Annotated in this window: 17 protein-coding genes and 1 other annotated feature; of the genes, 15 read left to right on the forward strand and 2 right to left on the reverse strand. The window is 52.7% G+C overall.

Annotation, left to right across the window (positions count from 1 at the left end; translation table 11 throughout):
* Nucleotides 1-3: 3 nt before the first annotated feature.
* Nucleotides 4-231 carry a DUF2508 family protein gene (locus NSQ24_RS00625; RefSeq protein ID WP_003390194.1) on the forward strand — a complete coding sequence of 76 codons (228 nt, stop codon included), beginning with the start codon at nt 4-6 and terminating at the stop codon, nt 229-231.
* Nucleotides 232-242: 11 nt separating this feature from the next.
* On the forward strand, nt 243-509 hold the full coding sequence (locus NSQ24_RS00630; RefSeq protein ID WP_003390195.1) for a pro-sigmaK processing inhibitor BofA family protein: 267 nt from the start codon (nt 243-245) through the stop codon (nt 507-509).
* A gap of 12 nt (nt 510-521) precedes the next feature.
* On the opposite strand, the gene NSQ24_RS00635 is transcribed toward NSQ24_RS00630, so the two are convergent.
* The gene (locus NSQ24_RS00635; RefSeq protein WP_003390196.1) at nt 522-1040 is read right to left on the reverse strand and encodes a hypothetical protein; all 519 of its coding nucleotides are present in this window, start codon (nt 1038-1040) and stop codon (nt 522-524) included.
* A gap of 212 nt (nt 1041-1252) precedes the next feature.
* On the opposite strand from NSQ24_RS00635, the gene NSQ24_RS00640 reads away from it, so the two are divergent.
* The 12 genes from NSQ24_RS00640 to rsmI all read left to right on the forward strand — a co-directional run bounded on the left by NSQ24_RS00640 (nt 1253) and on the right by rsmI (nt 10070).
* Entirely contained in the window at nt 1253-2275 is a 1023-nt protein-coding gene (locus NSQ24_RS00640) for a hypothetical protein (protein WP_024984322.1), read from the forward strand.
* A gap of 47 nt (nt 2276-2322) precedes the next feature.
* Nucleotides 2323-2505 carry a sigma factor G inhibitor Gin gene (locus NSQ24_RS00645; protein WP_003390198.1) on the forward strand — a complete coding sequence of 61 codons (183 nt, stop codon included), beginning with the start codon at nt 2323-2325 and terminating at the stop codon, nt 2503-2505.
* 79 nt (nt 2506-2584) lie between these two features.
* Entirely contained in the window at nt 2585-4090 is a 1506-nt protein-coding gene (locus tag NSQ24_RS00650) for an aminotransferase class I/II-fold pyridoxal phosphate-dependent enzyme (protein WP_152562266.1), read from the forward strand.
* A gap of 68 nt (nt 4091-4158) precedes the next feature.
* The gene (gene tmk / locus NSQ24_RS00655; RefSeq protein ID WP_031933413.1) at nt 4159-4800 is read left to right on the forward strand and encodes a dTMP kinase; all 642 of its coding nucleotides are present in this window, start codon (nt 4159-4161) and stop codon (nt 4798-4800) included.
* A gap of 144 nt (nt 4801-4944) precedes the next feature.
* The gene (locus NSQ24_RS00660) at nt 4945-5274 is read left to right on the forward strand and encodes a cyclic-di-AMP receptor (RefSeq protein ID WP_003390201.1); all 330 of its coding nucleotides are present in this window, start codon (nt 4945-4947) and stop codon (nt 5272-5274) included.
* Nucleotides 5275-5362: 88 nt separating this feature from the next.
* Nucleotides 5363-5809: a YaaR family protein gene (locus NSQ24_RS00665; protein ID WP_024984325.1), complete on the forward strand. Its 447-nt coding sequence runs from the start codon at nt 5363-5365 to the stop codon at nt 5807-5809.
* A gap of 9 nt (nt 5810-5818) precedes the next feature.
* A complete protein-coding gene (gene holB / locus NSQ24_RS00670; RefSeq protein ID WP_024984326.1) occupies nt 5819-6799 on the forward strand; it encodes a DNA polymerase III subunit delta' in 981 nt (326 codons plus the stop codon).
* A 2-nt stretch (nt 6800-6801) separates the two neighbouring features.
* Nucleotides 6802-7617: a stage 0 sporulation family protein gene (locus NSQ24_RS00675; RefSeq protein WP_003390204.1), complete on the forward strand. Its 816-nt coding sequence runs from the start codon at nt 6802-6804 to the stop codon at nt 7615-7617.
* 40 nt (nt 7618-7657) lie between these two features.
* Nucleotides 7658-8026: a DNA replication initiation control protein YabA gene (gene yabA / locus NSQ24_RS00680; protein ID WP_003390205.1), complete on the forward strand. Its 369-nt coding sequence runs from the start codon at nt 7658-7660 to the stop codon at nt 8024-8026.
* A gap of 136 nt (nt 8027-8162) precedes the next feature.
* On the forward strand, nt 8163-8930 hold the full coding sequence (locus NSQ24_RS00685) for a tRNA1(Val) (adenine(37)-N6)-methyltransferase (protein WP_003390206.1): 768 nt from the start codon (nt 8163-8165) through the stop codon (nt 8928-8930).
* Entirely contained in the window at nt 8905-9189 is a 285-nt protein-coding gene (locus tag NSQ24_RS00690; RefSeq protein WP_003390207.1) for a GIY-YIG nuclease family protein, read from the forward strand. Before NSQ24_RS00685 ends, NSQ24_RS00690 begins: the two co-directional genes overlap by 26 nt.
* On the forward strand, nt 9186-10070 hold the full coding sequence (rsmI, locus tag NSQ24_RS00695; RefSeq protein ID WP_003390209.1) for a 16S rRNA (cytidine(1402)-2'-O)-methyltransferase: 885 nt from the start codon (nt 9186-9188) through the stop codon (nt 10068-10070). Before NSQ24_RS00690 ends, rsmI begins: the two co-directional genes overlap by 4 nt.
* 92 nt (nt 10071-10162) lie before the next feature.
* On the opposite strand, the gene NSQ24_RS00700 is transcribed toward rsmI, so the two are convergent.
* Entirely contained in the window at nt 10163-10414 is a 252-nt protein-coding gene (locus tag NSQ24_RS00700; protein ID WP_003390211.1) for an AbrB/MazE/SpoVT family DNA-binding domain-containing protein, read from the reverse strand.
* A 430-nt stretch (nt 10415-10844) separates the two neighbouring features.
* Nucleotides 10845-11094: a binding site (T-box leader), on the forward strand.
* 43 nt (nt 11095-11137) lie between these two features.
* Between NSQ24_RS00700 and metG the strand changes: the two genes are divergently transcribed.
* Entirely contained in the window at nt 11138-13165 is a 2028-nt protein-coding gene (gene metG / locus NSQ24_RS00705; protein WP_003390213.1) for a methionine--tRNA ligase, read from the forward strand.
* The last annotated feature ends 1 nt before the right edge of the window (nt 13166 follow it).

A 13166-nucleotide genomic window follows, 5' to 3' on the forward strand; every position in this document is an offset into this window, starting at 1 on the left:
GCAATGGGCTTTTGGAGGCAGGAAAAACCATCAGTTACATGGGGAAGCAACGGAATTGAGGAAGCGGTCAACCGCGCTCGGCTCGACTGGCAGCACGCCAGCCATCTGATGGAAATCAGCGAGCCGGACAACGGGCTGGAAGATGCTATTTACTACCTGCAGCTAACTGAAAAACGCTACATGTATCTGCTCTCCCATGCGAAAAGGGAGCGGGAACACCAACAAGCGTAAGGGGGATTTCCATGACATCAGGGTGGTTGATTGCCCTGCTCGTTGCGGGGATGTTGCTGTTGATTGCGGCCAGCAAATCAGTATGGGGGCCGATCCGCTGGCTTGGATTCGGTGTCATGCAGCTGGTCATTGGCGCCGTTTTGCTGTTTTTCGCCAACCTCGTCGGGGAACTGGCCGACTTTCACATTCCGATCAACCCTGTTACGGCTCTACTGACCGGGTTGTTGCGATTGCCGGGTCTGGCCGCTCTGATCGTGATCAAAATGTGGATGATCTAAAAGCTGACAAAGTCAGCCGTCGGTCAGCAGAAAGGCGACACTGCGATTTTCGTATTTGACGCGGCAATGCTTAGGCAGGCGGAGGGAAACAAGCAGGGCCAACAGCCTTGGCAGCGCAGCAATAATCGCACCGGCAAAAAGTGTAATGCCATAGGGAACGGGCAGCCAGACGTACAGGAATGCGGTCAGAAACAGGCTTCCTGCCAGAACGGTCGCTTCCGCACCACGATAGGCCGAGAGCGGGACAGGCAGTCGATAGCCGGCTCCCCACCAGGGTGAGAACAGCATGTCTGGAGTCGTCTGAGGAGCATGCCCCCGCAAGTGAACGTACATGCGAAATAAACAGAGATGGATGATCGCTATTCCCGGCAACACAGCCAATGAGACAACCAGGGCTGGAGCCGGGATTGCCAGCAGGCGTGCAGCAGCCGCAAAAACCAGTCCGAAAAGCAAGAGCTGTAACAGTGATCCGGCCAAGCGCCAGCGAAAACGGCGCACCAGTTTATAGCTGTAAATGGTTTGGTTTTCCATATGCCACATCCATTCGTTCTACGTACTCGAGTGTCATCATTTACTACTACCCTCGGATAATCCAGCCGTAAACCGGGAAAATTATTCAAAAATGCCCGTCACTTTACGTGCTGGCTGCACGGGGTACATCCCTATTATGGCATAGCCTCTCTTTGCGAGGAAGACGGGCATGTCTTGGCAGAGGACGACGAAACAGGAGGCGGAGAACGATATTGCCAGAGGATATGATCACACTCAGGGAAATCTCCGGTGTGACTCTTTCGGAATCGCGGAAGGCCGAACTGCGCAAGCTCGGGCTGGAGATATGCTCCGGGGAGGAAAGCGGAGCAAGCATTCAAGCGGACGGCATTCTGGTGGGCGGTCAGCCGGACAACCATGTAGAGGATCGGATCCAAATTGTTGAGGCGGGGGATGGTCCCCGTCTATTGCTCGTCTATGGGGACAAAATCCGGGCGGGGCTGGCAGATGAATGGTCGGCTGCCCATCCCGGGTGGGAAGTGATCCGGATGTTCCGTTTTTCGGACGGAGACAAAGTGCTGCTGGGCGGAGAGCCGTCTGGCAAATGGATGCGAAAACTGAGTCGGCAGCTCGCCCGGCGAAACATAATTTCGCTCCTATGCCGCAGAGGTGAGGTTGACGAGGCTGTCCGTCAGCTGGGACTTTATTTGACGTGGAAAGAACGGTTTTTTATGCGCCTTGGCGAGGTATGTGACGAAGAAGGCTCGCAGCTGCGAATCCAGGTGCTGGCGCGTGCACTCGGCATGGACAAACGAGTCGGACAAGGCTGGCTGTACCCGGAGCGGAAGAGCCAGACACGGCTCTGCCGCTGGTTGGACCAGCAGCTTCAGCAAGTGTTAAAAAGAACAAATGTACATAGGATTACACTGTGGGGAAATATTTCGTTTTGGCTGCAATTTCCTGCAAGCGGGTTGCTTGGAAAGGAAGTTCGGCTGTTCTCCTCCGCAGTCGATCACGCCAAAGCCGAAACCGTACCCGCCGAATGGTCTGTATACGAGGATTGGCGTTCAGCCCTGTCCCAGTCGGATCTGCTGATGATTGGGACCGCCGATCCGGTTATTTCGGAGATGCCGCTGCCTGTGCTGGCCAGGGAGATGGCCAAACCGATTGTCATCGATGCTTGTTCATGCTTTCCTATAGAAGAAGCAGAATCATGCCGGATAATCTACCGAGCTATCGGCGAAAACACGAACGTTTGGGAATGGAGCCGATTATAATGGGGTATAATGGTTGGTAGATTGAGGGAAAAGGGCAGGCGTTTACTATGGAAAGAGTTGCTCAGCGATGCATCGTCTGTGAGGAAGAACGATTGGACGGGATCGCGATCTGTGAGCAGTTTATCTGCCAACATTGCGAGCAGGAAATGGTGCACACTGACGTACAAGATGCCAAATATCCATTTTTTATTCATCAGATGAGACGCATCTGGCTCACAAAAGACGCGTAGCTACGTTCAAAAAAGGCATTGGCCAAAGGGCCCGTGCCTTTTTCCGTTTTCGCCGACTTGCGGGTAAAATCATGCTACAATGAAAAAAGTTGAAAAAAAGGACGTGAAGCTCGTGCGGGAAAAAAGCCCTGGCTACGGGGAGAGGCAGCGGCGCGCTCCCTTGTACGAACAGTTAGTCAAACACGCAAGCAGGCATCCGCATCCTTTTCATGTGCCTGGACATAAAATGGGACACAGCTTTGACCAGATCGGCAGGGAAACATTCGGTCCCTTACTGGAGCTGGATATGACGGAAATAACCGGGATGGACGATCTGCACCATCCCGAAGGCGTGATTGCGGAAGCCCAGGAGTTGGCGGCGGAAGCATTCGGTGCCGAGGAAACCCGGTTTTTGATCGGGGGCAGCACAGTCGGAAATATGGCGTTAATTATGGCGGTTTGTCGCCCCGGTGAGAAAATTCTGGTGCAGCGCAATTGCCACAAATCCGTTTTTCACGGCATGATGCTGGCTAGAGCCAATCCGGTCTATATTGTGCCTGCGGTCGATCCGGCCAGCGGGGTTGCTGCAGGCTTGCGCCGGGAGGACGTAGAGCGGGCTCTGATTGCCCATCCGGATGCGAAAGCCGTCTTTTTAACCAATCCAACCTATTACGGCATGGGCATCGACCTTGCCAAGATGGCCGCCACGGTTCACCGCTTTGGCGTGCCGCTGCTGGTCGATGAGGCGCATGGCTCGCATTACGGCTTTCACCCGGCTTTTCCGCAGTCGGCCATGGAAAGCGGGGCGGATGCTGCGGTGCAGTCCACGCATAAAATGACGACGGCGCTCACGATGTCGTCCATGCTGCATGTACAGGGCAACCGGATCGACCGGGAGCGTTTGGCCCGCAGCCTCGCGCTGCTGCAGTCATCCAGCCCGTCCTACCTGTTGATGGCCTCGCTGGATCTCGCCAGACGCCATCTCGTTATGGAAGCGGCCCAGGAGTGGGATGAGCTTCTCCCGTTACTGGACGAGCTGAGGGAGGCTGTCCGCGAAATGTCATGGCTGGAGCTTGCGGGAATCGAGTCCACGAGTGTATATAGCACGATGGATCCGCTAAAGCTGATGCTCATGCCGCGGGCTGCCGATTTGGACGGGTTCGGGCTGCAGCAGGTTCTGGAGGATTTCCGGATTTACCCCGAGCTTGCAGACACAGGGCATGTTTTGCTGGCAGCCTCGTCAGGTACCAGGCCGGCGGATATCGATCAGCTACTGCATGCACTGACATCGATCCCGGAGAAGCCAGATCGTCAGCCAAAACGCATTCTGCAACCGGGAATCGTCTCCTCCAGCTTTTTGCGCGAGCAGGCGATGCCGATCCACGAGGCGATGGACGCCCCGCTGGTCAGTGTGCCTCTGGAGCAGTCGCTGGGGCGGATAGCGGGAGAAATGATCATTCCTTACCCGCCGGGAATTCCGTTGTTGACCCCGGGCGAGAGGATCGATGAATCCTTCCTTGCCTTGCTGAAAGAACTGAGAAAAAGCCAGGTCAGATTTCAGGGAGTCCGGGATTCCCGGCTCGATTCGATAGTAGTCGTCCGGTAACCGCACTTTGATGCGGAAGCGCCGGGCAGGCAGCTTCCGGGCTGCTCATTTGAAATGTGGAGGGAGCAATTGTCGTGACAACGAGAAAGACTGGTCGGTTCATCACCATAGAAGGAGCAGATGGGGCCGGAAAATCGACCGTGGCAGCCCGCTTGTATGACGAACTGCGAACAAAGGGCTGGGATGTCATGCTGACGCGGGAGCCGGGCGGCATTGAGATCGCTGAAAAAATTCGCGAGATCATCCTCGATCCAAAGTACGTCAATATGGACAAACGGACCGAAGCCCTGCTCTATGCAGCGGCGAGAAGGCAGCATTTGGCGGAAAAGGTGTTTCCTGCGTTGGCAGAGGGTAAACTGGTTCTATGCGATCGTTTTATAGATAGCAGCCTTGCCTACCAGGGATACGCCAGAGGGCTGGGGATTGACGAGGTATTTGCCATCAACCAGTTTGCTGTAGAAGACTGCATGCCGGATTTGACGCTGTATTTTGACGTCCGTCCCGAGGTTGGGCTGGCCCGGATCAATGCCACAAAAGGGCGGGAGGTCAATCGACTGGATCTGGAAGCGCTGGAGTTCCATGAGAAAGTCAGGGAAGGGTACCAGATTGTCAAAGACCGTTTTGCCGATCGGTTTATCGTCATCGATGCGGAGCGGCCGGCAGATGAGGTGTTCGCGGAAGCATTAGCGCAGCTCGAGGCGCGTTTGTAAGGTTGGGGTACCGTAGTTGCGTGTACATGCTGTATACTATGAATAAGAAGAATATCGTTACACTGCCCCAGCTTTCTTCATATTATAGAAGGAAGACAGGTATTCGACTGTAAACCAAAACTACGCGGAAAGGGTGAGCGCCGTATGAAAATGGTGGTTGCTGTCGTTCAGGACAAAGACAGTGGTCGTCTGTCACAGCAGTTGGTGAAGAAGGGTTTCCGAGCCACAAAATTGGCAAGTACCGGAAGCTTTTTGCGCGCAGGCAATACGACATTTTTGATTGGTACGAATGACGAAAGTCTGCCGGATGTCATTGATATTATTCAACAGAACTGCAAATCACGCAAACAGATGGTCACCCCTGTCTCACCCTTGAGCAATGCCGTCGACTCGTTTATGCCCTATCCGCTTGAGGTTCAGGTGGGTGGCGCTGCGGTCTTTGTTTTGGATGTCCAACAGTTTCACTCATTTTAACAACGATGCGTACAAGGCATCTCCTTTTTGCGGCTGCTTTCGTATATACTGAAACAAGGCGGCAAAGGAGACTTGTCGGAGGTGCCGGATGAAAATCAGCGAAGGATTCAGACCAATCGCGGATATGGGCAAAGCTTCAGACATGCGGAAGACTTCAGAGACGGGGAAAGCAGCCTTTGCTGAAGTGATCAGGGAAGAAGAGCAGCGCATGTCCCGAGACCAGCTGATCAAGCTTTTCAACGACATCGACAAGCAAGGCCAAATTCTCGCCCGTTCCCGCTCCATCCGCGATTTTTTCCGCTATAAACAGCTGATCAAGGAGTTCATGGAAGAGGCAGTCAAATACGGAATGGCCCTCGATGACCGGAGTGGGACGAATCGCCGGGGACAAAGCAAGCTGTATAAAATGATCAAGGAAGTAGATGCACAGCTCCTTCGGCTTGCCGATGAAATCGTAGATGTCCATTCGCCCATTATCGACATGCTGGGACGGATCGGCGAAATTCGCGGGATGCTGATCAATATGTATTTTTAGGTGAAAACCATGACATGGACAACATTTTCGCAGCAGCCCCGTGCGGCTGAGCTGCTCCATCATAGCCTGCGCAATGACCGGCTGGCACATGCCTACCTGTTTACCGGACCCAAGGGCGCGGGAAAAAAACAGATGGCCCTGCATCTGGCAAAATCCCTCTTTTGTCAAGAGAAAGAGGCGGATGCCTGCGGGGCCTGTCTCTCATGCAGGCGCATTGAGGCCGGAAACCATCCGGATATTACGGTCATCACACCGGATGGGGCTTCCATCAAAATCGATCAGATTCGCCATCTTCAAAAAGAAATGGCAATGCGCGCCGTAGAATCGATTCACAAGGTGTACATTCTTGAGCATGTAGACAAAATGACGACCCAGGCAGCCAACAGTCTGCTGAAATTTTTGGAGGAACCCCCTGCCGGTGTGATTGCCATGCTTTTGACAGAGCAAAGTCACGCCATTTTGCCTACCATCCTGTCACGCTGTCAAATCATTCATTTCTCTCCACTTTCTGCCGAAGCCATCGCCGAAAAATTGGTCTTGGAGGGCGTCTCCGCAGGAATGGCCAGGATCGCGTCCCACATTACGTCAAATTTGGAAGAAGCCCGTGTGCTCAGTCAAGCAGAATGGTTTGCACAGCTAAGAAATGTAATGATACAATTGGTGCAGGAATGCAAACAACACAACTCCTCAGCACTCTATACCATTCACGATATGTTGCAAAAGAGCGACAAATTAAAGGAGGAACTGCCCCTCTTTTTGGATTTGCTCATCCTTTGGCTGCGCGATATCCTGTATGTGCAAGTAGACAGACATGCCCATCTCATCAACAGCGACCAACAGGATGTGCTGCAAGGACAAGCCTTGATTTGGACAAAAGCTGAGCTCTTGCATGGGATCGATCTGGTCATGGAAACGAAAAATCGGATAGAGCGAAACGCCAACGCACAGTTGGCCCTTGAGCGGTTGGTTCTTCAAATCCAGGAGGGATAACCTTGTACGAGGTTGTAGGTGTCCGTTTTAAAAAAGCGGGCAAAATATATTACTTTGACCCTGACCAGCTGCCGATCGAGCGGGATTCTTCCGTGATCGTCGAGACGGCGAGAGGGGTAGAATACGGCAAGGTTGTAATCGGTCGCAAGCAAGTGGCTGACTCCGACGTGGTTTTGCCGTTGAAAAAAGTCATCCGGATGGCAGATGAGCGGGATGCGAAGCAGGTGGAGGAAAACAAGCAAGCCGCCAAAAACGCGTTTTCCGTTTGCCAGACGAAAATCAAGGAACACAAGCTGGAGATGAAGCTGGTCGACGTGGAATACACCTTCGACCGCAATAAAATCATCTTTTATTTTACAGCGGATGGACGAGTCGATTTCCGCGAGCTGGTCAAGGATTTGGCTTCCGTCTTTCGCACGCGCATCGAGCTTCGCCAGATCGGCGTTCGCGACGAAGCCAAAATGCTCGGCGGGATTGGCCCCTGTGGACGTCTTCTCTGCTGCTCCACGTTTTTGGGCGATTTCGAGCCCGTGTCGATCAAGATGGCCAAGGACCAAAATCTTTCATTGAATCCGGCGAAGATCTCCGGGTTGTGCGGACGGCTGATGTGCTGTCTGAAATATGAAAATGATAACTACGAAAGCACGCGCGACGAGATGCCTGACATCGGAGCATCGGTCACGACGCCGATGGGCGTAGGACGAGTGGTTTCCTTGAACATCCTGGATCACTCGATGCAGGTGGAGCTTTCGGAGAACAGACGGATTATGGAATTTGCGTTGGATGAAATCGTCGTGGGGCAGCCTACGTTTGAGTAGTCGATAGAAAAAGAACAGGTAGCGGGGATGAGGTGAGCAAGTGGACAAACGGGAAATCTTCGTCAAGATGGCCAGTATCGAGGAACGAATCGGCGATCTGTATCAAGAAATTGGCGAATTAAAGGACGTCATCGTCGTCTTGATGGAGGAGAACGCCCAATTACTCGTTGAAAACCAGCACCTTCGCAACCGACTGGACAAAAAGACGACCAAACCCGCACCGAAGCAAAAACGGTCCGAGCAGGTCAAAACCGAAGAAGCCAAGAAAAAAGTAGTCGGAGAAGGATACGATAATCTAGCGCGTTTATACGCGGAAGGATTCCATATCTGCAATGTGCATTTTGGCAGCTTGCGCAAGGAAGGGGACTGCTTGTTCTGCCTCTCTTTCCTCAGCGGGGTACAGAAATAAAACCAGAAATCATGAAGCAATGCGACAGAACTGAACAAGGAAGGAAAGCGACCTGGGCCCAAATGACAGGTCGCTTTTTCAGACCTGTATGAGCAAAAGACGTGGCTTGCAAAAGCAAAGGAGTAGAAAGTGACGAATGGATTCGGGGAAAAACGTGCCGCTTTACGAGTCGGAGCGGATCGATGACCTGCTGACTCACGAAATGAAAATCATTCAAAGCCATGAAGTGTTTTGTTTTTCGATGGATGCTGTGCTGCTCGCACGTTTCGCCTCCGTGCCCAAGCGCGGCAGAGTGCTGGACATGTGTACCGGCAACGGAGCGATTCCGCTGATTATGACGACGCGTTCCCCGGAAGCTGTATTTGAGGGTATCGAGCTTCAGCCCCGTTTGTACGACATGGCCAGTCGCAATGTTCAATTAAACAATCTGGGCGATCGGCTGACTATGCATCTCGGCGACGTAAAAGAAGCGGTGCAGTTGTTTGGCTACGGGAAATTCGACCTGATCACCTGCAATCCGCCGTACATGCCGGCGGGAAGCGGAGAGCACAACTTGAGCGAGCATTTTGCAATTGCCCGTCACGAGATCCGGTTATGCTTGGAGGACGTCATTCGGGTAGGGAGCCAGCTGTTGAAAAATGGCGGAAAATTGGCTTTGGTCCATCGGTCCACACGTCTGATCGACATCGTGACCTTGATGCGCCAGTACGGAATCGAGCCCAAACGGATGCGTCTCGTCTATCCAAGACGCGATGCCGAGCCCAATATGGTGTTGATCGAGGGAATCAGAAACGGCAAACCGGAGCTTCGCATCCAGCCCCCGCTGATTGTTTACGAGAACGGGGAGGAATACTGTGAAGAACTTCAGGAGATCTACTTTGGAAAACGCGATTCCCTCTCATAAAAGCCACTTTGTCTATATTCTGCGTTGTGCGGACGGGACGTACTACACCGGTTACACAACCGAGCTGGAGAGAAGAATCCGCGAGCACAACGAGGGAAAAGGAGCGAAATATACGAGAGGAAGGGGCCCTGTCGAGCTGATGTACATGGAAGAAGGTGTGGATCGTTCGTGGGGGCTGAAACGGGAGGAAGCAATCAAGCGGCTTTCCCGCCTTCAAAAGGAAGCGCTTATCAGTCAAGCGAAGGGAGGATGCGAGTGAACATCCAGCGAAGCTTTGCAGATGAACAGAAGGGTGTGCTGTATTTGGTAGCGACACCGATTGGCAATCTGGACGATATCTCCGTCCGCTGCCTGGAGACACTCCGCTCTGTGGATGTAATCGCCTGCGAGGATACACGCCAGACCAGAAAGCTGCTCACCCACTTTCAGATCGAGAAGCGTACGGTCAGCTACCACGAACACAACAAGGAGGCAAGCGGAAGCGGGCTGCTGCAGTGGTTGGCTGAAGGCAAGCAAATCGCTCTGGTAAGTGACGCCGGGCTTCCGGCCATCTCCGACCCGGGAGCGGATCTGGTCAGGGATGCCGTAGAGGCAGGGTATCCGGTCGTGCCCGTGCCTGGGGCGAATGCAGCGCTGACAGCACTGATTGCGTCCGGTCTGCCTACGGACCGGTTTGTGTTTTGCGGATTTTTGCCGCGGGAAAACAAGGATCGGCGGAAAGAACTGGAGCGGCTCAAATTTTATCCGGAAACGCTTCTGTTTTACGAAGCGCCGCACCGGATCGCAAAAACATTGGAAGCGATACGGGAAGAGTGGGGCGACAGACGGGCGGTTTTGGCCCGCGAGCTGACCAAGCGGTATGAGGAGTTTGCCCGCGGAACGCTGGATGAGCTGATCCGGCATATTCGAGAAGGAGAAGCCCGCGGAGAATATTGTCTGGTCGTTGAGGGGTTCACCGGGCAGGCCGAAAAAAATCCGGATGAAGATCAATGGTGGATGCAGGTCAGTGTCGTGGAGCATGTGGACCGATATTGTGAGCAGGGCTTTAGCAAGAAGGAAGCGATCAAACAAGCGGCAGATGACAGAGGCGTGTCGAAAAGGGACGTATACAACGAATACCACCGGGAGATGCCGCTCTAGCCGCCATACATAAAAAAGAGACTGGTTTCTCGCACCAGCCTCTTTTTTATTCATCCAATCATCATAGATGCAATTGTTCCGATCAGGAGGGCCTAGCGCTTAACTGCAGGCATCTCAGACAGGCAATCTTGGCATACAATCTTGCCTTTAAAATGGGATACGCGGTCCGCATTGCCACAGAAGATACAGGCAGGCTCGTACTTCTTCAGAATGATGCGCTCGCCGTCCACGTAAATTTCCAGCGCATCTTTTTCAGCAATCCCCAAAGTGCGACGCAATTCAATTGGAATAACGACGCGACCCAGCTCGTCCACTTTTCTAACAATACCTGTAGATTTCATCATGTCTAGCCTCTCCTCTCAAGATGTTTCAAAATGTCGTTTATTGTTTGAAACGGATTTATAGTCGTCAATATTCGACAATTTCCGGTGTTTTCATCATACCAGCGATTCCCAAAGGTGTCAACATTCATTTTACATTTAATTGAAGATGAATGTGTTTTTGGCATTGTAAATCCATACAGGAGCATCAATTACATGTGATGTTTGTATATATGGCTGTGTGCATGGAAAAAACTAACTGGGATTTTTGTGGGGGAAAGCAGTCAGTTAATGTCGAATGCCAAGGATATTATTCGACAAATTTCGATGATATCCATTTGTTGTTCGACAAACTGATGCAAATTTTCGAGAGAGTAGGCAGGCGCGATTGTTTCTAGGCAATGGTTTACAAACAAAACCCAATGTGTACAATAGAATAGTAAAGAAGCATAAATGATCGACCATGACGGGAAGAGTAGGCTTGCAAACTTATGACAGAGAGCCGGGGTAGCTGCGAACCGGTATAAGCGACCAAGCCGAACATGGACCCTGAGTTTCACGGATGAACGGGCACCTTGGCACCAGTAGTTCGTGACGTAAGCCTACGTTACAGGTGAAGTCAGCAGCACTGACTTGCCAAGTCCGCCATTCGCGAGAAGGCGGAGCATTTGGGTGGTACCACGAGATCAAAGCTCGTCCCAATCCGGGGCGGGCTTTTACTATTTTATCAAGGGGGGCACTTGTCTTATGAAACCGACGTATTACATTACGACGCCGATCTATTATCCCAGCAACAAGCTGCACATCGGAAACGCCTACACGACCATTGCGGCAGATGCCATGGCCCGCTACAAAAGACTGCGCGGTTATGATGTCTACTATTTGACGGGTACGGACGAGCACGGGCAAAAGCTGCAGGAGAGAGCAGCAGAAGACGGCAAACAGCCGCTGGAGTTCATCGACCCGATCGTCGACTGGATTCGCGATCTATGGGAAAAGCTCGATATTTCCTATGACGATTTCATTCGCACCACCCAGCCTCGCCACAAAGAGGTCGTCCAGAAAATTTTCCAACGCCTGCTTGACCAGGGAGACATCTATCTGGGAGAGTACGAGGGCTATTACTGTGTGCCGGATGAAGCCTTCTGGACGGAGACACAATGCAAGACAGACAAAGGGTATTTCTGTCCGGACTGTGGGCGTGAGGTCAAAAAAGTGAGGGAGCAAAACTACTTCTTCCGCCTGTCCAAGTATCAAGACAGACTGCTGCAGCACATCGAAGCTAATCCTGATTTCATCCAGCCGGAAACCCGCCGCAACGAGATGATCAACAACTTCCTCAAGCCGGGTCTGCAGGATCTGAGCGTTTCCCGCAGCACATTTGACTGGGGAATCAAGGTTCCGAGCGATCCGAAGCACGTCATTTACGTCTGGATTGACGCATTGACCAACTATATCTCCGCGCTCGGCTATCTGTCCGATGACGACAGCAAATATTTGCGCTATTGGCCCGCTGATGTTCACCTGGTTGGGAAGGACATCCTTCGTTTCCATACCATCTACTGGCCGATCCTGCTGATGGCGCTTGACCTGCCGCTGCCGAAAAAAGTGTTCGGCCACGGTTGGCTGCTTATGCCCGATGGCAAAATGTCCAAATCAAAAGGGAACGTGATCGATCCGAAGCTGCTGATCGACCGCTATGGTTCGGACGGTGTTCGCTACTTCCTGCTCCGCGAGATTCAATTCGGACAGGACGGCGTCTTCACCCCGGAAAGCTTTGTTCAACGACTCAACTACGATCTGGCCAATGACATCGGAAACCTGCTCAGCCGTACGGCGACGATGATTGAAAAATACTTTGACGGCGTCGTTCCCGCACCGCAGGACAAGGGAGAGCCTGACGACAGCCTGATCAGTCTGGCGACCAGGACCAAAGCACTGGTGGAAGAGCATATGGATGAAATGCGCTTTAGCAACGCTCTCGCCCACATCTGGGAATTGGTCGGACGCGCCAACAAATACATTGACGAGACCATGCCGTGGAATCTGGCCAAGTCTGACGAAACCAAAGGACGGCTGGCGACAGTCATGTACAACCTGGTGGAAAGCATCCGGATTTGCTCTATCCTCATTCAGCCGTACATGACCAAAACACCTGCAAAAATTTGGGACCAATTGGGCATTCTCGACAAACCGGAGGCATGCAGCTGGGAGTCGGCTGGCGTCTGGGGAGGCCTTCCGGCTGGAAGCAAAGTCAGCCGCAAAGAGCTGCTGTTCCCGCGCCTGGATGTACAGGCGGAGCTGGCTTTCATCGACGAGTCGACAGCAGAAGCCCGCCGTCAGGCAGAAGAAAACAAGAAGAAGCAGGACGCATTGAAAGGAGAACCAACCGTGAGTGAAGCAACGAACCAAACCGAGGCACAAGCTGCAGAAAAACCGGCGGACGCAAAAGAAGAGATCGGCATCGACGACTTTTCCAAAGTCGAGCTTCGCGTTGCACAGGTAGTCGAATGCGCGAAGCATCCAAACGCGGATAAGCTCTTGATTCTCCAGTTGGATCTGGGCTACGAAAAACGTCAGGTCGTCTCCGGCATTGCCAAGTACTACACGCCGGAAGAGATGGTTGGGAAAAAAGTAATCCTCGTGGCCAATCTCAAACCGGTCAAGCTGCGTGGGGAAATGTCCCAGGGCATGATTCTGGCGGCATCCGTCGGAGACCAGCTGACGCTGGCGACTGTAGACCCGACCATGCCAAACGGAGCAATTGTGAAATAAG

Origin of the sequence: Brevibacillus sp. FSL L8-0520 (genome assembly GCF_037963895.1) — a bacterium.
Lineage (GTDB): Bacteria > Bacillota > Bacilli > Brevibacillales > Brevibacillaceae > Brevibacillus > Brevibacillus borstelensis.

Coding starts and splice junctions, on each gene's coding strand:
- NSQ24_RS00625 (WP_003390194.1), top strand. CDS start 4: ATGGGCTTTTGGAGGCAGGAAAAACCATCAGTTACATGGGGAAGCAAC.
- NSQ24_RS00630 (WP_003390195.1), top strand. CDS start 243: ATGACATCAGGGTGGTTGATTGCCCTGCTCGTTGCGGGGATGTTGCTG.
- NSQ24_RS00635 (WP_003390196.1), bottom strand. CDS start 1,040: ATGGAAAACCAAACCATTTACAGCTATAAACTGGTGCGCCGTTTTCGC.
- NSQ24_RS00645 (WP_003390198.1), top strand. CDS start 2,323: ATGGAAAGAGTTGCTCAGCGATGCATCGTCTGTGAGGAAGAACGATTG.
- NSQ24_RS00650 (WP_152562266.1), top strand. CDS start 2,585: ATGAAAAAAGTTGAAAAAAAGGACGTGAAGCTCGTGCGGGAAAAAAGC.
- NSQ24_RS00660 (WP_003390201.1), top strand. CDS start 4,945: ATGAAAATGGTGGTTGCTGTCGTTCAGGACAAAGACAGTGGTCGTCTG.
- NSQ24_RS00665 (WP_024984325.1), top strand. CDS start 5,363: ATGAAAATCAGCGAAGGATTCAGACCAATCGCGGATATGGGCAAAGCT.
- holB (WP_024984326.1), top strand. CDS start 5,819: ATGACATGGACAACATTTTCGCAGCAGCCCCGTGCGGCTGAGCTGCTC.
- NSQ24_RS00685 (WP_003390206.1), top strand. CDS start 8,163: ATGGATTCGGGGAAAAACGTGCCGCTTTACGAGTCGGAGCGGATCGAT.
- NSQ24_RS00700 (WP_003390211.1), bottom strand. CDS start 10,414: ATGATGAAATCTACAGGTATTGTTAGAAAAGTGGACGAGCTGGGTCGC.
- metG (WP_003390213.1), top strand. CDS start 11,138: ATGAAACCGACGTATTACATTACGACGCCGATCTATTATCCCAGCAAC.